This is a genomic window from Microbacterium sp. PMB16 (assembly GCF_051294855.1).
GTDB lineage: Bacteria > Actinomycetota > Actinomycetes > Actinomycetales > Microbacteriaceae > Microbacterium.
In genome coordinates this window covers 1,681,217-1,701,677 of sequence record NZ_CP145908.1, presented here as the reverse complement: position 1 = coordinate 1,701,677, position 20,461 = coordinate 1,681,217, and the positions used below count along the sequence as shown (strand labels likewise).

Below are 20,461 nucleotides of genomic sequence, written 5' to 3'. Positions count from 1 at the left end.
CCGGCATTACCGTGCAGCGACCGCCGCGCGACGCCGCAGCACCGCCACGACACCGGCGACGACGAGCAGCACGGCGACGACGATCGCGGTGATCGCGGTCGTCGTGCTCTCGGGCTCCCCGGTCAGGCGGCCGACGGCCAGCCAGACGAGACCCCAGGCGGTCGCGAGGGCCGGAGCGATGCGACCGGTGAACCATGCGGATGCGACTCCGATCGCGAGCACCGCCACGAGCACGGCGACGGCCCAGACCGCTGCCTGGTCCGCCCAGCTCTTCGGCGCGATCTGAGTGAGCCACGCGGTGATGTTGGCGACGGTGGCGATCGTCACCCATCCGAAGTGCAGGCCGTTCGCTCCGTCGGTGAGGACTCGGTCGGCGAGGTTCTTCGCGGAGAAGCGGCCGAGGAGCATGATCACCCGGGCGATCGTCGCGAGCAGCAGCGCGATCACGATCCAGGTGAGGACCAGAGTCAGGAACTGCGCCGTCACGAGCCAGAGCCCGTTGAGCACCATCGTCGCGGCGATCCATCCGCCGACCGCGCGCTGGCGCTCGTCCGCTCGCTGCGGCGGGAGCGCCTGCCAGATCGTGTACGCGATGAGGCCGAGATAGATCAGCGACCAGATCGAGAACGCCGGGCCGGCGGGAGCGAGGTACGAGCCCTGCGCCGAGAGCGCGCCGTCCTGCAGCTCGCTCACCGACGTGCCGCCGAAGGCGCCCGATCCGACGGCTGCGGCGATCAGCATGAAGCATGCCGCGGCGATGACGATCGTCTGGCGGAGGATGTCCTGCGTCCGGGATTCCATGGCTGGGACTCTAGCATTGAATCGCTAACTTGGTTAGCGATTCACCTGGTTAGGCAGAGACCGCTGCGTCGATCAACACTTCCGCCGCGCTGCGCGCCTGCACCGCGACCTGCGGATCGGCGGAGATCGCGGCCGTGCTCTGCGCACCCTCCGCGAGGATCGACAGCTGCGCGGCGAGGAGTGGGGACGCCCCCGTGCCGGTGACGAGTTGGGCCATGTACTCCTGGAAGGACGCCTTGTGCGACCGGACGATCTCGGCGACCTCGGGATTCGTGCCACCGAGTTCGCCGAAGGCGTTGATGAAGGCGCAGCCGCGGAAGTCGTCGGTGCAGAACCAGTTCTCGAGGTAGCCGTAGACGGCGAGCAGGCGCGTACGCGGGTCGTTACCCGCATCCGTGACGGCGGCCGTCAGGCCACTCTCCCACTCGCGGTGCTTGCGGGCGAGCACTGCGGCCACGATGTCGTTCTTCGCGGGGAACAGCCCGTACAGCCGCCGCAGGGAGACGCCGGCCGCGGCCCGCAGCTCGTCCATGCCGACGGCAGCGTATCCCTTGCGGTAATACAGCTCGTCGGCCGCCGCAAGGATCTGTTCACGCACCGTTTCCTCAGTCATGATCACAGTGTACTTGACACGAGAACGTACGTTCTCTATGTTGGACACATCGAGCGAGAACGATCGTTCTCACCGGAACCGAAAAGGATCAGGATCATGGGCTACATCACCGTCGGAAACGAGAACAGCACCCCGATCGAGCTCTACTACGAAGACCAGGGAGCCGGCCAGCCCGTCGTCCTGATCCACGGGTACCCGCTCAACGGCCACAGCTGGGAGCGCCAGACCCGCGAGCTCCTCGCCCAGGGCTACCGCGTCATCACCTACGATCGCCGTGGCTTCGGCCAGTCGTCGAAGGTCAACACCGGTTACGACTACGACACCTTCGCCGCCGACCTCGACACGGTGCTCGAAACGCTCGACCTGCGAGATGTCGTACTCGTCGGCTTCTCGATGGGCACCGGTGAACTCGCCCGCTACGTCGCGAAGTACGGCCACGAGCGCGTCGCCAAACTCGCCTTCCTCGCTTCGCTCGAGCCCTTCCTCGTGCAGCGCGACGACAACCCCGAGGGCGTGCCTCAGGAGGTCTTCGACGGCATCGAAGCTGCCGCCAAGGGCGATCGTTTCGCGTGGTTCACCGACTTCTACAGCAACTTCTACAACCTCGACGAGAACCTCGGATCACGCATCAGCCAGGAGGCCGTGACCGGCAGCTGGAACGTCGCAATCGGCAGCGCACCCGTCGCCGCCTACGCGGTCGTCTCATCCTGGATCGAGGACTTCCGCGGCGACGTGGAAGCCGTCCGTGCGGCCGCGAAGCCCACGCTGATCCTGCACGGCACCAAGGACAACATCCTCCCGATCGACGCGACCGCCCGCCGCTTCCACCAGGCGGTGCCGGATGCCGACTACGTCGAGGTCGAGGGCGCTCCGCACGGTCTGCTCTGGACGCACGCCGACGAGGTCAACGCCGCACTGAAGACCTTCCTCGCGAAGTAGGCTGCGCGCCCCGGCATCCGCTTCCGTGGCAGAAGATGTGGGTTCACGATCGGGGAACTCGCACTTTCTGCCACGGGAGCGGATGCTGCGCGCGTCAGGCGCTGCGCCGGCGGGCGAGCAGCACGCCGCCGCCGAGCAGCAGCCCGCCGAGGAGCGCGAGGAACACGATCCATCCCGCGTCCGCTCCTGTGGAGGGGAGACTGCCGGTCGCGTTCGGTCCCTCAGGTGAGCCGGAGTCCGAGCCTCCGGGTGAGCCGGGGCCCTCAGGGTCTTCAGGCGATTCCGCGCTGACCCGCACGCCCGCGCCGATGTTCAGCTGGTCCGGATCGCCGGGCGTCAAAGTCACCCGCACGCGGCCCGTCGCCGGATCGACGTTCGAATCCGTATCGGATCCGCCGACCCCGCGCAGAGTGAACTCGAACCCGTCGGGGAGCTCGAGGAACGCGATGTCGTAGGCGCCCAGCGGCAGGTCCGAGAACAGATACGCGCCGCTCGGGTCGGTGCTGGTGCGTTCGATCTCGTCACCGGGACCACCGCCGACACCGCCGCCCTCGTACAGGACCACGGTCACCCCGGGGACGCCGGGCTCCTCCGCATCCTGGCGGCCGTCTCGGTCACGGTCGTCCCAGACGCGGCTGCCGATCGACCCCAGAACCGGAGGCACCGGAGCCACCAGACCCGCGTCCACATCGGTCCGATCCGGAATCGTCGGCGTCAGCGCGACCGTGCCCGTCCGACCCGTCACCGGATCAGCATCCGAATCGACCGCACGGTCATCGCCCGCACCGCGAGGCGAGAGCGCCTGCCCGTCCGGGAGATCCGTGAACTCCACGACCTTGTCACCGAGCGGCAACTCATCAAACGAATACTCACCATCCGCGCCGGTCGTCGTCCGCTCCACCTCATCACCATTACCGTCACGGAGCACAACCGTCACACCGGGAACACCCGACTCCCCCGCATCCTGCACACCGTCACGATCAGCATCCGACCAGACGGTGTCGCCGATCGAACCCAACACCGGCGGCACCGGCGACACCAGCCCCGCATCCACATCGGTCCGGTCCGGAGCCGCCGGCGTCAGTGTGACCGTGCCCGTGCGACCGGTCGCTGGGTCAGCATCCGAATCGACCGCCCGGTCATCACCCGCACCGCGAGGCGAGAGAGCCTGCCCGTCCGGGAGATCCGTAAACTCCACGACCTTGTCACCAAGCGGCAACTCATCAAACGAATACGCACCATCCGCATCGGTCGTCGTGCGATCCACCTCATCGCCATCGCCATCACGCAGCACGACCGTCACGTCGGGAACACCCGACTCCCCGGCATCCTGCACACCGTCACGATCAGCATCCGACCAGACCCGGTCACCGATCGAACCCAACACCGGCGGCACCGGCGTCACCAGACCCGCATCCACATCGGTCCGATCCGGAACCGCCGGCGTCAGTGTGACCGTGCCCGTGCGACCCGTCGCCGGGTCAGCATCCGAATCGACCGCCGCGTCATCACCCGCACCCCGAGGCGAGAGGGTCTGCCCGTCCGGGAGATCCGTGAACTCCACGACCTTGTCACCAAGCGGCAACTCATCGAACGAATACTCACCATCCGCGCCGGTCGTCGTCTGCTCCACCTCATCACCATCGCCATCACGCAGCACAACCGTCACACCAGGAACACCCGACTCCCCGGCATCCTGCACACCGTCACGATCCACATCGCGCCACACGGTGTCGCCGATCGAGCCGAGCACCGCGACGAGTCCCGCGTCGACCGAGGTGACGTCGCGGCTCTGCGAGGTCAGGGTCACCGTGGCCGTACGCCCCGTGGCGGGGTCGGCATCCGAATCCTGCGCGTCGTCGCCGCCCGCGTCTCGCGAGGTCAGGGTCATTCCCGCCGGGAACCCCTCGAAACCGACCGAGTACGCGCCGAGCGGGAGCACCGAGAACAGGTACTTGCCGGCGCTGTCGGTCGTCGTGCGCGCGATCTCCGCGCCTCCACTGCCGTACAGCACCGCGGTCACACCCGAGACGCCGCGTTCAGCGGCATCCTGCACGCCGTCGCGGTCAGCGTCGAGCCACACGGTGTCGCCGATCGATCCGAACTCACCGATTCCGGCATCAGCGGTCAGGTTCACCGGCGCTGCCGTGTCGATCCGCACGACGCTCGAGAGTCCGGTCGCCGGATCCGCATCCGAATCGGCGTCGTCGGCTCCCACGTTCGGTCGGGTGAACGAGAACCGGTCAGGGAGCCCCGTGAACCGCACGCGGTAGTCCCCGAACGGAAGACCCGTGAACAGGTACGAGCCGTCGGCGGCCGTCACCGTGGTGAGCGGGTTGCCCGTGGCGTCGCGGACGGGAGTACCGGTCGCATCCGTCAGCGTCGCCGTGACGCCGCCGACTCCCGATTCGCCGGCATCCTGCACGCCGTCGGCATCCACGTCATTCCACACCCGGTCGCCGAGGGATCCCTTCTCGGGCAGGCGGAACGAGATGCGCTGCAGGTCGGAGTTGTGGCTGTCGCCGGGGTTGCCGGGAACGAGGAGGGCCTCGGTGAAGACGACGTTCCGTCCGTTGATGCCGTCGGCGCTGGTGGTGCCGTCGTTCGCGAAGTAGGCGGTGCCGGTGCCGAACGTCGCCGCCGGGAAGGCACTGTACGGCGTCACCTCCGACGTGAGGTCGAAGGTGACCGTGGTGTACGTGCCGGAGAGGAGCACAGATCCGCACCCGGCGAATTCCTTGTTCGGGCTCCGCGTACGCGCGCCGGCTGATCCACCGCATTCGAGTCGCACCGGGCGTTCGTGTTGCGGTTGCGGACCTGCATGACTTTGTCGGTGACGGAGAGGTTCGTGGCACCGCTCGACGGCTGGGCGAACGACGCCCCCGCGCTCGTGATCGTCCAGATCGTGCTGTTGAACGAGCCGCGCTGATATGCGCCGACGCCTGCCGCCGACCACCCGCCGAGACCCGAGATATCGAGAACCATGTCGGTCATCGGCTGGGAGAACGTGACCGTGAGCGTGCCGATGCTGCAGACGCCGTTGAAGTTCTGGTGGGCGGCGCTGCCGAGCCGGCCACCGCAGCCTTCCGAGCCGTTCGTGAGGATACCGAGCGCCGGCAGTGTGGCGGGGGTCGGTGCACCGGTGAACGTTCCGGGCTGGGCGCCATAGCTCGACTGATTGGTGCCGGTGGCGAGGAAGCTGGTGCCCGGAGTGCGGCCTGCGCCGGGCGCGAAACGCGCTTCGACCGCAACCGGCCCCGTCGAGGTCGGCAGCACGCTGGTCGCGCGGCCCGTCGCCTGCGCCGAGTATTCCGTCGGCGTGAATCGGCCGGTCGCGGACCCCGGCGCCTGCAGCACCCACGGATCGTTGAAGACGTAGTCGTTCTGCTCGGCGGCGACGGATGCCGGGGCGCCGGCGACCTGCACACCGAACAGCCCTGCGGCCACCACGAATGCGCCCGTCGCCATGGCGATCGACCGGATGAACCTGTTTCTCTGCATGACGGAACTACCCCTCCGGGGACGAACCCCGGATCATGCTTGCAGACATATCGCGCCCGGACGGCGATATATTGATATTCTTTTACATAACCCCTCGCATGCACGCGAGGAGGCGGAGAAATCAGCCGCGCATGGCGACGCCGCGGCGCCAGTAGCCCATGAAGGCCACCTGACGACGATCGATCCCGAGATCCTTCACGAGGTGGCGGCGCAGCGTGGTGACGACGCCGCTCTCGCCGGCGATCCAGAAGTATCGGTCGGCCGGAGCATCCGTGATCGCGATCTCCTCACCGAGCCCCGAATAGTCCGGCGTCTCCCAGAGCAGATCCTCCGTGTCGACGTCGCTGACGCTGATGTCTTCCGAGGCGTCGACATCGCCGAGGTACGAGAGCACCGCCGGGATCAGCTCGAGACCGTGCAGCTGATCGACCGCGCGGGGCAGCCAACGCACCTCGACACCGGCCGGCGCATCGATCGCCAGCACGTCGTCGGCGCTCGGCACCTCGAGGAAGGCGATGCCGCGCAGGTCACGCGGGGCGTCTTCGAGGATGCGGGCGATCCCGGGGGCCGCCGTCTCGTCTCCGACGAGCACGACCGAAGGAGCCGCGCCTGGCGCGTACTCGGCGCCGCCGTGATCGGTGACTCCGCGGCGGGGTCCGACGACGAACAGCTCCTGGCCGACCGCGGCCTGACTCGCCCACAGTGACGCCGGACCGGTCAGTCCGGGCGCGAGGTGGAGGACGAAATCGACGTCGACCTCGGTGTCGGCACCGTCGACACGCAGGTCGCGCACCGAGTACGTGCGCATCGAACCGCGCTCCTCCTCGGGCACGGCGAGGTACGAGCCCCACCAGTCGTCCGTCTCGCGATCGAGCGGCGGAAGGATGCCGGATGCCGGCGGGAAGACGAGCTTGATGCGGGAGTCGAACACCTCACCCGGGGTGCAGAACTCGAACAGCTCGTCACCCCCGAAGGTCACCCGCACGAAGTTCGGCGAGACGCGGGACACGGCGCGCACCTCGGCGCGGGCGAGGATGTAGGTGGGGCGCTCGGTGGTGGTCGTCTCAGCGGACATGGTGCCTCCCGATGGGTGTGACCATCGGCTTGCCGGATACCGGGTCGATGGTGATCTGATTGGCGAGGCCGAAGACCTCTTCGACGAGGCCGGCGGTGACCACGTCCTGCGGGGTGCCGGTGGCGTGCACCCTGCCTTCCTTCATCGCGACGAGCTCGTCGGCGTAGCGGGCCGCCATGTTCAGGTCGTGCAGCACCATCACGATGGTCGTGCCGCGCGAGACGCTCAGGTCGGTGAGCAGGTCGAGCACCTCGATCTGGTGGGCGACGTCGAGGAACGTCGTGGGCTCGTCGAGCAGCAGGATGTCGGTCTCCTGCGCGAGAGCCATCGCGATCCATACGCGCTGTCGCTGCCCGCCGGAGAGCTCGTCGACGCTGCGGTCGGCGAGGTCGGTGGTGCCGGTCGCAGCCAGGGCGTCGGCGACGACCTCGTAGTCGTGGGCGCTCCAGCGCGCGAGCATCTTCTGATGCGGATGCCGCCCGCGGCCGACGAGGTCGGCGACGGCGATGCCCTCGGGCGCCACCGGCGACTGCGGCAGCAGCCCGAGGATGCGCGCGACCTCTTTGGTCGGTCGCGCGTGCACAGACTTCCCGTCGAGCACGATCTGGCCCTCGGTCGGCGACAGCAGACGCGCGAGGGAACGCAGGAGCGTCGACTTGCCGCATCCGTTCGCCCCGACGATCGTGGTGATCTTGCCCGGCGCGATCTGGAGGTCGAGCCCGTCGATGATGGTGCGATCGCCGTAGGCGAGGGTCACCCCCTCTGCCGACAGAGTGTGCGAGACGGTCATAGCGAACCCCCGGAGCGGTTGGTGCGGACGAGAAGGTAGATCAGGTACGGGGCGCCGAGCACGCCCGTGATCACGCCGACCGGATACCGCTCACCGAAGGCGAACTGCCCGATCATGTCGCTGCCGAGCACCAGCACCGCACCGACGAACGCCGACGGCAGGAGCAGATTCGCGCCCGGCCCGGTGAGGCGCGCGGCGATGGGACCGGCCATGAACGCGACGAACGCGATCGGGCCGGTGGCCGCCGTGGCGAAGGCGAGGAGAGCGACAGCGCCGAGGATGAACAGCAGCCGCGTGGAGTTCACCCGCACGCCGAGTCCGGCCGCGGAGTCGTCTCCGAGTTGCATCGCCCCCATCGCGCGTCCGCGCAGGAGCATGACGGGAACGATCACGGCGGCGGCGAGGGCGAGCGGCATCACACGCTCCCACGAAGCGTTGTTCAGGCTGCCGGTGAGCCACTGCATCGCGGTCTGGATGTCCCACTGGGCGGCGCGCGACAGCAGATAGGAGATCACGCTCTGCAGCATCGCCGCGACGCCGATGCCGATCAGGATCAGTCGCGTGCCGGCGAAGCCGCCCTTGATCGAGAGCAGGTAGATGACCCCGGCGGTGAGCAGCGCCCCGCCGAGGGCGAGCAGCGAGACCATCGGTCCGTTCAGCGACAGGACGATGATGCCGATGACCGCGGCCGCCCCGGCGCCACCGGAGATCCCGATGATGTCGGGCGACGCGAGCGGATTGCGCAGCAGCGTCTGGAAGCAGACGCCCGCGATGCCGAAGGCGAGACCCGAGAGCACGGCGAGCACCGCGCGCGGCAGCCGCAGCTCGCCGACGGTGAAGGATGCTCCCGGCACGGTCTGCCCGAGGATCACCTGGATCACGTCGCCCGGGCCGTAGAACGTCTTGCCCACCATGAGCACGGTGGCGAACAGCGCGAACACCAGGATGCCGAGCACGATCGTCGTCGTCGCGTGCGTGCGGTGGCGCGCCTTGCGGCCCGCGATGATCGCGGCCGCGTCGGAACGGTGATCCCCGGCGGCCTGGCCCGGTGCGGTGCGGATGCCGCTCACAGTTCACGCACCTTCTGCCGACGGACGATCCAGATGAAGAACGGGGCGCCGATGACCGCGGTGATGATGCCGACCTGGATCTCCTCCGACGAGGGGGCGATCACCCGTCCGATGACGTCGCTCGCCGTCAGGAGTGCGGCGCCCGCCAGCGCGGAGAACGGCAGCAGCCAGCGGTGGTCGGTGCCGACCAGCATCCGGCAGGCATGCGGGATCACGAGTCCGACGAAGCCGATCGGACCGGCGATCGCCGTCGCGGCTCCCGCGAGGATGACCGCGCCGACGGCCGAGAGCAGGCGGGTGCGGAACACGTGCTCACCGAGACCCGCGGCCATGTCGTCGCCCAGCGCGAGCGAGTTCATGCCACGGGAGCTCGCGAAGCAGATGAGCGCGCCGAGCAGGAGCACCGGAGCCGTGATCGCGATGCGCGGCCACTCTGCCCCTCCGACCCCGCCGATCTGCCACGACTGGAAGGCCTGCAGCAGGTCGACCCGCGGCAGCATGATCGCGCTGATCAGAGAGGCGAACGCGGCAGAGGTCGCCGCCCCCGCGAGAGCGAGCTTGAGAGGGGTGGCGCCGCCGCGGCCGAGCGAGCCGACGCTGTAGACGAAGGCCGCCGCCACCGCCGCACCCGAGATCGCGAGCGCCATCTGACCGTACGGATCGGTCAGCCCGAAGAAGGCGAGCCCGAACACCACGGCGAGCGAGGCGCCGTTGGAGACGCCGAGGATGCCCGGGTCGGCGATCGGGTTGCGCGTGACCGCCTGCATCGTGGCCCCCGAGAGGGCGAGAGCTGCCCCGACCAGGATCGCGAGCACGGTGCGCGGGATGCGCTTGACGATGGCCGCCTGCGAGACGGTGTCGCTCTGACCGCCGAGCGCGGCGAAGATGTCGTCGACCGTCACCGCCCGCACCCCGAACGAGATCGAGAGGATGCTGAGCAGGGCGATCACGACGACCCCGGCGAAAAGCCAGAGCGTACGCACCATCACCGGGCGCCGCAGGTCTGCGGCGCCCGGATTCAGGCTGGTCGGCACGAGGGTGGTGGTCACGACTTCGTCATCCCGCTGATGCGGAAAGGTGGATCACTCCCCGGCGAGCGGCTTCGCGAGCACGTCGAGGTAGTCGCTGAACCCCCACGGGATCGACAGCGGCGACGGGTTGGCGGATGCCGCGAGCGGCGTCGCGTCACCGAGCACGGCGATGCGTCCCTCGGCGATAGCCGGGATCTTCGACAGCAGCGGGTCGGCCTGCAGCAGCGCCACGATCGACTCGTCGCCGTACGTCACGATCACGTCGACGTCGGCGAACTTCTCGGCCTCTTCGGAGCTCACCTGGAGGTAGAACTCCTTGGTGTCGGCGTTCTCCTCGACGATGGCGGGCACCGGCAGACCGAGGCCGTGCAGGAAGCCCGGTCGCGTGTCCATCTTCGTGTAGTAGCCGATCTGGCTGAGGTCGGCCGGGTCGACGAAGGCGAACAGGAGCTTCTTGTCCTTCAGCACGCTGTGCTCGTCGAGCGCGGCATCCGCCTGCTTCTGCAGGTCGTCGATCAGGGCGTCGCCCTCGTCGGCGAGGCCGATGGCCTTCGCGTCCATCTTGATCATGTCCTGCACCGAGGTGCCCCACTTGACCTCGGGGAAAGCGACGACCGGAGCGATCTTGGAGAGCTTGTCGTACTCCTCCTCGGTGAGGCCGGAGTAGGCCGCGAGGATCACATCGGGGCGGGTGTCGGCGATGGCCTCGTAGTCGAGACCGTCGTCGTTGTTGAACAGCACCGGGGTCTCGGCATCCAGCTCTTCGAGCTTCTCCTCGACCCAGGGCAGCACGCCGTCACCGTCGTCGTCGCCCCAGGTCGCGGCGGCCATGCCGACCGGCACGACGCCGAGGGCCAGCGGGACCTCGTGGTTCGCCCACGCGATCGTGGCGATGCGCTCGGGCTTCTTCGTGATCGTGGTCTCGCCGTAGACGTGCTCCACCGTGACGGGGAAGGCGTCGTCGGATGCCGGATTCGCGCCGACAGCGGCGGTGGACTGCGGAGCCGTGGACGAGCAGGCGGCAAGGCCGACGGCGAGTACGGCCGCGGCGCCGATGGCGAGAAGACGGGAGGTACGCACAGGCGTTCCCTTCGAGTTCGGGTGTGAGGGGGCGTCGACGCAGAGCGCGTCAGGCTTTGGTAAGCCTCGCCTAATCTAACAGAAGGTTAGGTATGCCTCAGTCCCGGCCCCTGTCGGTCACTGTCCCCCGAACGGGCGAGCTGCGCGTCGGCCCCTCGAACATCTGCCCTGGGCACACGAAAAACCGGCCGGATCCGTGAGGATCCGACCGGTTTCAGGAAGTCAGCGCGCGCTCAGAGAGCGCGGATGTTCGCCGCCTGCATGCCCTTGGGGCCACGCTCAGCGTCGAATTCGACCTTCTGGTTCTCGCGGAGCTCCTTGAAACCGGAGCCGGCGATAGCCGAGTAGTGGGCGAAAAGGTCGTCCGAGCCGTCATCGGGAGCGATGAAGCCGAAGCCCTTTTCCGCGTTGAACCATTTCACAGTGCCAGTGGCCATGTGTTTTCTACTTTCTATTTGACTTAGCCGCTTGCGCGGCCTACGCCGAATCGGAACATCCGATACACGCGCTCGCTCAACGTACCACGGCTGGCTGCCGAGTAGCAGAGAAAGCTGGATTCTGTTGCGCGATCGCGGCTTCGGTGCGGGTGCTGACCCCGAGTTTGCGCAGCACCGCCGAGACATGGACGCTCACGGTCTTGGCGCTGATGAAGAGCCGTTCGCCGATCTGGCGGTTGCTCAGCCCCTCGGCGATCAGATCCAGCACCTGCCGTTCGCGGGCTGTCAGCGAGTCGGCATCCGACACGCTCTCGGCGGCGGGGCGGAGCCCGGCGTCGGTGGCGAGCCGGGCGACCGCAGCCTGCAGCTGCGCATGCCCGAGCTTCTGGGCGATCGTGTCGGCTTCGGCGAGCACTGCCGCCGCCGCCGTACGATCACCGTCGCGCACCCGCAGCCGCGCCTGCTCCAGGCGCAGCACGACGCGGAAGGTGACCGGCACGTCGTCGCCGTCGGCACTCTGGAGCGCCGCATCGACGGCATCGTGACGCGGATCGAGCAGCGCGTCGAGGATCGTCGACCAGGCGTCGTTCTGCAGCTGCGGGGGCTGCGCGACCCAGGCCGAGCGGATGGCCGCGGATGCCGGCGTGACATCACCGCCCTCGGCCCGCAGCTCGGCGATGAGCGCTCCGCCCTCCAGCAGCAGCCGGCGCTGGTGCAGCAGGGCAGGCTTGTCGTCGTCGAGCATCTCGAGGATCGCGTCGAGCGCGCGGCGAGGGTCGCCCGCGCTCGCGGCCACCGCGACCGTCATCATCACCCGGTCGTACCAGATCTGCCGCTCCGAGACACCGGTCTCGTGGAAGGCCGGAAGCCATTCCTGCAGCATCTCGTCGGCCTCCGCCGGCCCCGCCAGGCCAGCACTCGCACGCGGGTCATGTTCATGTACATGCGGAACACCCGCAGCGTTCCCTGCACGAAATCGCGCGACAACATCTCCTCGACCCGGTCGACCTCCCCCAGCTCGAGCAGCGGCACGATCATGTTCTGCGCCATGATCGACCCCGACGTGCGTTCGACACGGAGTTCGCGCGCACGGCGCAGCCCCTCCTGGGCGACATCGACCGCCTCCCGGTAGCGGCCGAGCAACGTGAGCAGATCCGAGTAGTTCACCCGGTACCGCAGCTCGGCATCCGGGCCGGTGGCCAGGCGGCGGGCGCGGTCGTATTCGCGGTCGCCGGCCTCGACTTCGCCCAGGTGCGCGAGAGAGCCCCCGCGAACGTTCGCGGCGATCGACAGCTGATCCGTGGACTCTGCCCCCGCCGCCGCACGCTCGGCCTCGTCGGCGAGGACGATGGCCTCCCGGCGGTCGCCCGCGATCATGTGCCGGCTCGCGAGACGGTTGAGCAGCTCGGCGCGGAACACGTCGTCGTCGATGTGCTGTTCGGTGATCGCCAGGGCCTGCTGCAGCAGCGGGATCGCGCCGAGTCGGCCGAGGTTGACCAGGTACAGCGCCTTGTTGCGCAGGATCCGCGCGTGCACCCGAGGGGCGACGGTCGCCGGATCGAGTTCTTCCAGAGCGACGTTCGCCACGGCCAGCGCTCTCTCGCCATCGCCGGCGTTGCGCAGGATCGACCCCAGCTGGAGGAGGACCTCGAGCCGTTCGACGCCGACGGCATCTGCCGCATCGGGCACCTTCGGCCACAGCTCCAGCACGAGTTCGCCGAAGCGGGCGGCGCTCGCGAACGCGTACCTCGCCTTCGCATGGCGCATCGCCTGAGCAGCCGCGATCAGCGCCCGCCGGTCGTCTTGCGCGAGCTGCCAGTGATACGCCAGCGCCGCGGCATCACCCGTGTCGGTGCCCGCGCACTGCGCTTCGAGCGTCTCGGCATAGGAGCGGTGCAGACGTGCGCGCTCCCCCGGGAGTAGGTCGCCGTGCACGGCCTCGCGCAGCAGCGCGTGCCGGAATCGGTAGTCATCGTCGACGACGACCAGGATGCCGCTGCGAGTGGCCTCACGGATGCCTTCGTCGAGGCGCTCCTCCGGCAGGTCGACGAGACGGAGGATCAGCGGATGCGACAGAGGGCGCTCGGCACCGGAGACGACCTGGACGACGCGGCGGGCATCGTCGCCGAGCCGGTCGAAACGGGCCAAGAGGAGGTCGCGCAGACTGTCGGGCAGCGGGCCCTTCGCGCAGCCGGCGATCTCCTCGACGAAGAAGGGCACGCCCTCCGCCCGCTCCTGCATGCGGTCGAACGCCGCATCGGTCATCCGGTGACCGACGATGTTCTCGGCGAGCGCGCGCACAGCATCGACGTCGAGCCTCTCGAGCGTCAGGCGCTCGAGCAGGCGCGCCCTGGTCGCCTCGCCGATGAAGCGACTTACCGCGTCGCCACGGCGCACATCGTCGGTGCGGCAGGTGATCAACAGCAGCACGCGCCCGCGCTGCAGAGCGCGCAGCAGGAACGAGAGCATCGCGAGCGTGGACTCGTCCGCCCAGTGCAGGTCTTCCACGACGAGCACCTGCGGAGCGCGTTCGGCGGCCGCCTCGATGAGCGACGCGATCGCATCCCGCAGCCGTTCCGGGCTGGTGCGCTCGCGGTCGGTCGGGGTGGTCACGAGCTCGGGGAGCAGCATCCCGAGGGCCTCGACTCCGATGCCGACAGACTCGCGCACCCGATCGACGCCCATGGTGGTGACGATCGACCGGAGGATGCCGGTGAGCGGGCCGTACGGCGTGCGCGAGGCGCCGAGGTCGAGGCACCAGCCGACGTGCACATCGGCCGTACTCGCGATCTCGCCCGCGAACTCCCGCAGCAAGCGCGACTTGCCGATGCCGGCTTCGCCTTCGACGAGGACTGCCGCGGGCATGCCCTCGCGCACGCCGGCGAACAGGCGGCGCACTTCGGCGAGGTCGGCATCGCGGCCGACCATCACGGAGCTCGGAGCGGACGGGGGCATGGGAACATCGTCCCACCCTCCACGGACATCCGGGGCGGCCTCCGCTGCAGGCAGCACGAGCGTCAGGGTCACGGCGCCGTCGCGACGGCCGGCTCGCATCCCTTCGACGCCCGAGCGCCGGCGGCCCGGTCGCTCGTCCGCACACTCGCGGCGGGCGCAGCGGGGGCGGACGTGCGGCCCGCCGCATCCGCTGTCCGGCCGAACACACGGCGCAGCATCCGGGTCATCGGCCCCGCCGGGCGCGGCACGATCTGGTCCGCGTGCTCGAGCAGGAAACGACGACGCTCGGCCGCCTGCACGATCTGCTCCTGGTCGAAAGTGGTCGACTGGTGGGTGAGATAGGGGTGCTCGAACATGATTTCTCCTCGGCGGTGGCTGTATCCCTACACTCCGCTCTGAGGCCCCCTCCCGGCATCCGACAGATGCCCTATCTTTCGGATGCCGATGCCTAGGTGTCCGCCCCTCGGGCACGACGAAGGCCCGGACGCAGCGGAATGCTGCGCCCGGGCCTCGGTACCGCCGGTCTCGGCGCCACGGCTCTCGATGAACAGGCGACCCGCGGTGTTCTCCCGTCAGGGCACAGCGAGATGGGCGACGGGGTGGACGGGTACGGGCGCCTGCCCGATGGTGATCACCGATCCGCGCGTCCGTGCCTCCTCGGCGAGCCAGACGATCCGGTGCGTCGCCAGGCTCTCCTGCGGTCCGGACAGGAGGCCGGTGGAGTCGCCGGTGCGCACCGCCTCGAGGAACGCCTCGACGAGCGCGTCATCCGCGCCGCCGTGTCCGTCAGCCGCGCTCGCGTTGCCGCGGGACTCGGGGACGACGTCGTACTTCTCGTCCCGGACGAAGTCGTGCACCACGAGCGTGCGACCGTCACCCTCGATGCTGCCGTCCGTTCCGAAGAGACGGGTCTTGCGGAAGTCGAGCTCCGTGAACGCGGTGACGGTGAAGGATGCCGTCACCCCGCCCTGATACTCGATGTTGACGACCTGGTGATCGACCACGTCGTTCTGGCCGTCGAAGACGCAGCGCCCGTACGGTCCTTCACGCAGCGCGCGGTCGACGCCCTCCGCGGAGACATCGGTCGTGAGCACCGCGAGCGGCCAACGCTCGAAGGTCTCGTCGCCGAGGAAGCCGCGGTAGATCCGTGTCGCGGAGTACGCGCAGGTGTTCTGCAACGGGCAGTCGAGGCAGCGGTCGGTGGCGCCGACCGGCTTGCTCTCCGGCCGGAAGTGCAGGAGGCTCCCGAACGACGAGACGCGCTCGGCCGGGAGACCGATGATGTAGGAGAGCCAGTCGATGTCATGGCTGCTCTTGGTGAGCAGCATCGGACCGGATTCCGCCTCGCGCGCCCAGTTTCCGCGGACATACGAGTGAGCGAAGTGCCACCAGCCGATCGGCTCCAGATGCTCGACCGAGACCAGACGACCGATCACACCGTCGTCCAGCAGCCGCTTGAGCGTGCGCGAATAACTCGAGTACCGCATGACGTGACACACCGCGAGCATGACGCCCACGGATTCCGCGGCCTCGACGATCCGGGCGGACTCCTCCTCGGTCGGCGCGATCGGCTTCTCCAGCAGGAGGTGGTAGCCGGCGCGGGCGAGACCGATCGCAGGTTCGGCATGCAGGCGATCCGGAGTGGACACCACCACCGCGTCGGCGACTCGCTCATCCCGGGCGGCGATGTCCTCCCACGTCGCGAAGCACTCGATCCGCTGCCCGGCGAACTCGGCCAGGAAGGCGTCTCGTCGCGCACTGTCGGGCTCGACGACCGCCGTGATGGCCGCACCCTGTGCCACCGCGCGCCGCGCATAGCCGGTCCCCCGCGATCCGGCCCCGATCACAGCGAGGCGGACGGGATTCGAGAGGGTCATTTGAGGGCTCCTTGAACGAGGCCGGCGACGAACTTGCGCTGGAAGATGAAGTAGAGGATCACGATCGGAGCGATCACGATGATCGTTCCGGCCGCCAGGAGGGGGATGTTCTCGCCGTACTGCTGCACGAACGTCCCCAGACCGGACGGTGCCGTGCGCCGGGAGGGATCCCGGATGAGGATGAGCGCGAGCAGGAACTGGTTCCACGCCCACATGAATGTCAGCAGGGCGTAGGTGATGATCGCAGGCTTGGCCCCCGGCACCAGGATCTGCACCAGCGTGCGGAATCGTCCGGCGCCGTCGAGTTGGGCCGCTTCGATCATCTCCGTCGGGACGGATTCGAAGTGCGTGCGCATCCAGAAGATCCCGAAGGGCATGAACGCGCCGGCCAGCGGGAGGATGACCGCCCAGTACGTGTCGATCAGTCCCGTCGATCGCATGGCGAAGTAGAGCGGGATGACGATCGCCTCGTAGGGGAGCGTGAGCCCCGCGAGGAAGAACGCGAACAGGAACCCCTTCGCCGGCATCCGCATCGTGCCCATCGCATAGCCGGCGAGCGTGGCGCACACCACGGAGACGGGCACGACGACCAGGGCGATGATCGCGCTCGAGGCGAGCAGCGAGCCGAATCCGGCCATGCTCCAGGCGCTCACGAAGTTGCCCCATTGCGGGTCGGTCGGCCAGGTGAGCGTCGGCGCCAGGGTGTCGGCCGGCTGCAGCGCCGCCGAGACGAGTGCGAAGAAGGGCACGATGACGCCGAGCACGGCGACCAGGAGGAACGCAGCGGACAGGATGCGGGAGCCGGTGGATCTCATGCGCCTCTCCTTCCGATTCGGCCGATCACTGCGACGAAGACGAGGATGATCGCGCTGAGCACGGTGGCCAGCGCACACGCGAGTCCGACTTCGTTCGAGGTGAAGACGAGCTTGTAAATCAGCACGCCGGGGACGATGGTCTGATAGCCGGGACCGCCCCCGGTCGTGACGTAGACGATGTCGAAGCTCGCGAGTGCCGAGATGAGGGTGACAGTGACCGCCACGACGATCTCCGCTCGCACCCCGGGAACCGTGACATGCCAGAACTGGCGCACCGGACCGCAGCGGTCGAGGCGTGCGGCTTCGTAGAGCGAGGGATCGATCTTCTGGATGCCGGCGAGCAGGAGCATCATGCACAGTCCGGTCGTCACCCAGGTGCCGATCACGCCGACTGCGGGGTACGCCCAGGTGAAGTCACCGAGCCACGCCCTCGCCACATCCCCCAACCCGACTGCTCGCAGCATCTGATTGATGGGGCCGTCTGCCGCATAGAGGTAGCGCCACACGACGCCGACGGCGACGAGAGGCAGGATCTGCGGGAGGAAGAGCACGGTCCGCACGAATCCCGATCCGCGGCGAGGACGCGCCGCGATCACCGCGGCGATGAGAAGCCCGAGGATGACCGGGAAGACCGTGTAGAACACGATGAAGCCGAGACCGTTGCGCAGCGCCACGACGAGACGTTCGTCGGTGGCGACCTTGATGTAGTTCTCGATCCCTGCCCAGGTCGCGGCTCCGATGCCGTCCCACTCCCAGAAGGAGAGCCAGACGCTCTGGACCCACGGCGCGATCGTGAAGGTCCCGTAGAAGACGAAGGCGGGAACCAGGTAGAGCAGCGAGCTCCAGCCCCGGCGCGTCCGCCGGGAGGAGCCGGTCACACGACCGGACTCCCCCCGTGTGCGGGTCAGCGGTTTCGACATGGATCAGCCGGAGTGGGCTGCGGCCCAGTCGGCCTGGATCGACGCGATGAAGTCGTCCACCGACAGCTGCCCCGCGATGAGCTGCTGGGTGCCTGCCTTGAGGGCATCGTTCATCGTCGCTGTGGCGTTGTTGTTGAATGCGACGAGACCGTCGGCGTCGGCGATCTCCGCCCACGCGGCGACGATGTCGCCCTGCAGGGTCCCTTCCTCTGCGACGGCGACCGTCGGGTCGTCAGGCATGAACCCCTGCGCGAACTGCTGCTCACTCGCCTCCGGCGAGCGCAGGAAGTCGAGGAAGGCCGCGGCCTCGTTCGAATGCTTGCTCTGCGACGAGATCGCGTAGGCGACCGACGTACCGATCCCGGTGGTGTTCTCGCCCGGGAAGGGGAGGAAGCCGGCGTCATCGCCCAAACCCTCACCGATCTTGCCGGCATCCCAGATGCCGTCCACGAGGAACAGCCCCTTGCCGCCGATGAAGTTGTCCACCGCGCCCTGGAGGTCGGTGCCGTTCACGGTCGTCGGGTCGCCCAGGTAGCCGGCCTTCTGCCAGTCCGCGAGAGTCTGGGCCGCGTCATGGTTCGCCTCGGTGTCGAAGGTCGCACCCTCGTGCCCGAACGCCCACGCATTGGCCGTGTCTGCGCCCGACGCGCCCTGTCCCAGCAGCTGGACGACGAAGGCCGCGTGCCCTTCGGCGTTTCCGAGCTGCACCGGGAGCGCGCCGGCCGCCTTCGCGGTCTTCAGTGCCGCGTCGAACTCGGTCAGCGACGTCGGCGCCTCGATGCCCAGCTCGGCGGCGATCGCCTTGTTGTAGTAGGTGCCGACGAGCGAGAAGCCGGCGGGTGCCGCGTAAAGAGCTCCCCCGTCGCCGAGGGTCGTCCCGTTCTCGGCGACGCGCCACTGGTTGAGCTGGTTGGCGGGGAAGAAGTCGTTCCAGCCGTAGAGGTCGGCGTAGTCGTCGAGCGGCAGGACGAGCTTGTTCTTGACCGTGTTGGCGACCGCGTTCAGGAGCACGATGTCGGGCGACTGATCGCCGGAGAGGTTGAGATTGACGCTCTGGTTGTAGTCCTCGTAGTTGGTCTGCGAGTACTCGATGGTGATGTTCGGATGCTCGGCCTCGAACGCGGCGATCGTCGCTTCGATGGCCGCACCGGATTCCGGCGTGGACATCAGGGTGAGCGTGATGTCGTCGGTCGTCAGTTCGGTGCTGGCGTCGGCACCGGTGCCGGCGTCGGTCGTGGTCGCGCCGGGCGCGCAGGCCGTGAGAGCAAGGCCGAGGAGGGTGCCCGCCGCCAGCGGGGCGAGGACGAGTCGCGTGCGTCTTTGCATGGAGTGTCGCTTTCGGGTGGAGGAGAGATTCTATTTTGCAACTCTCCGGGGTAATTCCCAAAGATAGGTCAGCGCTCCGATCGTGTCAAGCCGCACCGTCAGCGGATGTGGTAGTCAGGACACGTGACCTCACCCGCACTCGGAACCGATCTCGCCGCCATGCGGCGACTCAACGGTCAGGCCGTGTTGACCACGCTCTGGGACGAGGGCGGCCCGCTCACCGCGAGCCGCCTCGCCGCGTCGACCGAGCTCTCCCGCACCACGGTCGAAGCCGTCCTGGCCGAGCTGCTCGACGCCGACCTGATCCGCTCCGAGCAGCTGCGGCCCCGAGGCGCGGGGCGACCGGCACGCGGATACCGTCTGGCCGCCGACCGGGGCGTGTCCGTCGGGATCGACATCGGCCCGCACGGGATCGCCGGGATCGCCGGCGACCTGCGCGGTACGGTCACCGCGCCGCACCGACGCCTCGAACAGGACCTCTCCGGCGGCGCGGACGCCGTCACGGCCATCACCGAGATCGTCGAAGCACTGCTCGAGGAATCGACGGCGTCGACCCGCGAACTGGCGGCGCTCACCGTCGGGATCCCCGGCATCGTCGACGCCGACGGCCACCCCGTGAAGACGACGGTCGTTCCGGACTGGCTGGCCGTCGACATCGATGCTCACCTGCGGCGGATGTTCCCCGACGCCACGATCACCTTCGACAACGACACCAAGCTCGCCGCCTTCGCCGAGATCGAGAACGGGGCGATCGGAGCCGATGAGACAGCCGTGCTGCTGCGCATCGGGAACCGGATCTCCGCCGCGTCGGTCGTCGAGGGACGGGTGGCGCGCGGCGCCCACGGCGCAGCGGGTGAGATCGGTGCCCTGCAACGAGTGGCCTGGCCACAGGCGCAGCAGCGCCTCTCCGCGCGCGCCGAGGACGGTCTGGAGCTTCTGTTCCGCCGGCACGGCGGCAGCGAGGAGGCGATCGCCGAGTTCGCCGCCGGGATCGCCGACGGTCTGGGTGCGCTCGTGCTCGCCATCGACCCGCATGCGGTCGTCGTGAGCAGCAGCATCCCCGAAGCATCCGATCGACTCGCCGATGCCCTGCGCTCCGAACTCGCCGGACGGGCACTCTTCGTGCCCGAGCTCCGCACCTCGTCGCTCGGGGCAGCCGCGCCCTGCCTCGGCGCCCTGGCCGTCAGCAGCGTCGCAGCGCGGGAGCGGTTGTTCTCGCAAGAGTATTGAC

Annotated in this window: 19 protein-coding genes; 2 read left to right on the top strand and 17 right to left on the bottom strand. The window is 68.7% G+C overall.

Annotated elements, in window-relative coordinates:
* Positions 1-6: 6 nt before the first annotated feature.
* Both V5D55_RS08155 and V5D55_RS08150 read right to left on the bottom strand, forming a co-directional pair.
* Positions 7-801, bottom strand: coding sequence for a tryptophan-rich sensory protein (locus tag V5D55_RS08155; protein ID WP_435748897.1), 795 nt, complete (start codon positions 799-801; stop codon positions 7-9).
* 49 nt (positions 802-850) lie between these two features.
* Entirely contained in the window at positions 851-1,414 is a 564-nt protein-coding gene (locus tag V5D55_RS08150; RefSeq protein WP_435748896.1) for a TetR/AcrR family transcriptional regulator, read from the bottom strand.
* 96 nt (positions 1,415-1,510) lie between these two features.
* Between V5D55_RS08150 and V5D55_RS08145 the strand changes: the two genes are divergently transcribed.
* Entirely contained in the window at positions 1,511-2,353 is an 843-nt protein-coding gene (locus V5D55_RS08145) for an alpha/beta fold hydrolase (RefSeq protein WP_435748895.1), read from the top strand.
* A gap of 94 nt (positions 2,354-2,447) precedes the next feature.
* On the opposite strand, the gene V5D55_RS08140 is transcribed toward V5D55_RS08145, so the two are convergent.
* The 15 genes from V5D55_RS08140 to V5D55_RS08070 form a co-directional block, all read right to left on the bottom strand.
* The gene (locus tag V5D55_RS08140; protein WP_435748894.1) at positions 2,448-5,069 is read right to left on the bottom strand and encodes an SdrD B-like domain-containing protein; all 2,622 of its coding nucleotides are present in this window, start codon (positions 5,067-5,069) and stop codon (positions 2,448-2,450) included.
* Positions 5,015-5,854, bottom strand: a complete 840-nt coding sequence (locus V5D55_RS08135) for a hypothetical protein (RefSeq protein ID WP_435748893.1) — start codon at positions 5,852-5,854, stop codon at positions 5,015-5,017. Before V5D55_RS08135 ends, V5D55_RS08140 begins: the two co-directional genes overlap by 55 nt.
* 121 nt (positions 5,855-5,975) lie before the next feature.
* On the bottom strand, positions 5,976-6,929 hold the full coding sequence (locus tag V5D55_RS08130) for a siderophore-interacting protein (RefSeq protein WP_435748892.1): 954 nt from the start codon (positions 6,927-6,929) through the stop codon (positions 5,976-5,978).
* Complete coding sequence (locus V5D55_RS08125) at positions 6,919-7,719, bottom strand: ABC transporter ATP-binding protein (RefSeq protein ID WP_435748891.1); 801 nt, start codon at positions 7,717-7,719, stop codon at positions 6,919-6,921. Before V5D55_RS08125 ends, V5D55_RS08130 begins: the two co-directional genes overlap by 11 nt.
* The gene (locus V5D55_RS08120) at positions 7,716-8,780 is read right to left on the bottom strand and encodes a FecCD family ABC transporter permease (protein ID WP_435749274.1); all 1,065 of its coding nucleotides are present in this window, start codon (positions 8,778-8,780) and stop codon (positions 7,716-7,718) included. Before V5D55_RS08120 ends, V5D55_RS08125 begins: the two co-directional genes overlap by 4 nt.
* Positions 8,781-8,785: 5 nt before the next feature.
* Positions 8,786-9,775: a FecCD family ABC transporter permease gene (locus tag V5D55_RS08115; RefSeq protein ID WP_435749273.1), complete on the bottom strand. Its 990-nt coding sequence runs from the start codon at positions 9,773-9,775 to the stop codon at positions 8,786-8,788.
* Between the two features lie 96 nt (positions 9,776-9,871).
* Positions 9,872-10,900 (bottom strand): iron-siderophore ABC transporter substrate-binding protein, encoded by a 1,029-nt coding sequence (locus tag V5D55_RS08110; RefSeq protein ID WP_435748890.1) that lies wholly within the window; start codon positions 10,898-10,900, stop codon positions 9,872-9,874.
* 233 nt (positions 10,901-11,133) lie between these two features.
* The gene (locus V5D55_RS08105; protein WP_017831237.1) at positions 11,134-11,337 is read right to left on the bottom strand and encodes a cold-shock protein; all 204 of its coding nucleotides are present in this window, start codon (positions 11,335-11,337) and stop codon (positions 11,134-11,136) included.
* A gap of 76 nt (positions 11,338-11,413) precedes the next feature.
* Positions 11,414-12,220, bottom strand: coding sequence for a helix-turn-helix transcriptional regulator (locus V5D55_RS08100; protein ID WP_435748889.1), 807 nt, complete (start codon positions 12,218-12,220; stop codon positions 11,414-11,416).
* Positions 12,148-14,292, bottom strand: coding sequence for an ATP-binding protein (locus V5D55_RS08095; RefSeq protein WP_435748888.1), 2,145 nt, complete (start codon positions 14,290-14,292; stop codon positions 12,148-12,150). Before V5D55_RS08095 ends, V5D55_RS08100 begins: the two co-directional genes overlap by 73 nt.
* A gap of 68 nt (positions 14,293-14,360) precedes the next feature.
* Entirely contained in the window at positions 14,361-14,648 is a 288-nt protein-coding gene (locus tag V5D55_RS08090) for a hypothetical protein (protein ID WP_435748887.1), read from the bottom strand.
* A 216-nt stretch (positions 14,649-14,864) separates the two neighbouring features.
* On the bottom strand, positions 14,865-16,169 hold the full coding sequence (locus V5D55_RS08085; protein ID WP_435748886.1) for a Gfo/Idh/MocA family protein: 1,305 nt from the start codon (positions 16,167-16,169) through the stop codon (positions 14,865-14,867).
* Complete coding sequence (locus V5D55_RS08080) at positions 16,166-16,984, bottom strand: carbohydrate ABC transporter permease (RefSeq protein WP_435748885.1); 819 nt, start codon at positions 16,982-16,984, stop codon at positions 16,166-16,168. Before V5D55_RS08080 ends, V5D55_RS08085 begins: the two co-directional genes overlap by 4 nt.
* Positions 16,981-17,904 (bottom strand): carbohydrate ABC transporter permease, encoded by a 924-nt coding sequence (locus V5D55_RS08075; RefSeq protein WP_435748884.1) that lies wholly within the window; start codon positions 17,902-17,904, stop codon positions 16,981-16,983. The genes V5D55_RS08080 and V5D55_RS08075 overlap by 4 nt, the downstream gene beginning before the upstream one ends.
* 3 nt (positions 17,905-17,907) lie before the next feature.
* Positions 17,908-19,230, bottom strand: a complete 1,323-nt coding sequence (locus tag V5D55_RS08070) for an ABC transporter substrate-binding protein (RefSeq protein ID WP_435748883.1) — start codon at positions 19,228-19,230, stop codon at positions 17,908-17,910.
* A gap of 123 nt (positions 19,231-19,353) precedes the next feature.
* On the opposite strand from V5D55_RS08070, the gene V5D55_RS08065 reads away from it, so the two are divergent.
* Complete coding sequence (locus tag V5D55_RS08065) at positions 19,354-20,460, top strand: ROK family protein (protein WP_435748882.1); 1,107 nt, start codon at positions 19,354-19,356, stop codon at positions 20,458-20,460.
* Position 20,461 lies beyond the last annotated feature (1 nt).

Excerpts from the sequence above, each read along its gene's own strand:
- V5D55_RS08090 (WP_435748887.1), bottom strand. The coding sequence starts at position 14,648 with ATGTTCGAGCACCCCTATCTCACCCACCAGTCGACCACTTTCGACCAG.
- V5D55_RS08135 (WP_435748893.1), bottom strand. The coding sequence starts at position 5,854 with ATGCAGAGAAACAGGTTCATCCGGTCGATCGCCATGGCGACGGGCGCA.
- V5D55_RS08075 (WP_435748884.1), bottom strand. The coding sequence starts at position 17,904 with ATGTCGAAACCGCTGACCCGCACACGGGGGGAGTCCGGTCGTGTGACC.
- V5D55_RS08080 (WP_435748885.1), bottom strand. The coding sequence starts at position 16,984 with ATGAGATCCACCGGCTCCCGCATCCTGTCCGCTGCGTTCCTCCTGGTC.
- V5D55_RS08105 (WP_017831237.1), bottom strand. The coding sequence starts at position 11,337 with ATGGCCACTGGCACTGTGAAATGGTTCAACGCGGAAAAGGGCTTCGGC.
- V5D55_RS08155 (WP_435748897.1), bottom strand. The coding sequence starts at position 801 with ATGGAATCCCGGACGCAGGACATCCTCCGCCAGACGATCGTCATCGCC.
- V5D55_RS08150 (WP_435748896.1), bottom strand. The coding sequence starts at position 1,414 with ATGACTGAGGAAACGGTGCGTGAACAGATCCTTGCGGCGGCCGACGAG.
- V5D55_RS08070 (WP_435748883.1), bottom strand. The coding sequence starts at position 19,230 with ATGCAAAGACGCACGCGACTCGTCCTCGCCCCGCTGGCGGCGGGCACC.
- V5D55_RS08095 (WP_435748888.1), bottom strand. The coding sequence starts at position 14,292 with ATGCCCCCGTCCGCTCCGAGCTCCGTGATGGTCGGCCGCGATGCCGAC.
- V5D55_RS08125 (WP_435748891.1), bottom strand. The coding sequence starts at position 7,719 with ATGACCGTCTCGCACACTCTGTCGGCAGAGGGGGTGACCCTCGCCTAC.
- V5D55_RS08145 (WP_435748895.1), top strand. The coding sequence starts at position 1,511 with ATGGGCTACATCACCGTCGGAAACGAGAACAGCACCCCGATCGAGCTC.
- V5D55_RS08100 (WP_435748889.1), bottom strand. The coding sequence starts at position 12,220 with ATGCTGCAGGAATGGCTTCCGGCCTTCCACGAGACCGGTGTCTCGGAG.
- V5D55_RS08130 (WP_435748892.1), bottom strand. The coding sequence starts at position 6,929 with ATGTCCGCTGAGACGACCACCACCGAGCGCCCCACCTACATCCTCGCC.
- V5D55_RS08085 (WP_435748886.1), bottom strand. The coding sequence starts at position 16,169 with ATGACCCTCTCGAATCCCGTCCGCCTCGCTGTGATCGGGGCCGGATCG.
- V5D55_RS08115 (WP_435749273.1), bottom strand. The coding sequence starts at position 9,775 with ATGGTGCGTACGCTCTGGCTTTTCGCCGGGGTCGTCGTGATCGCCCTG.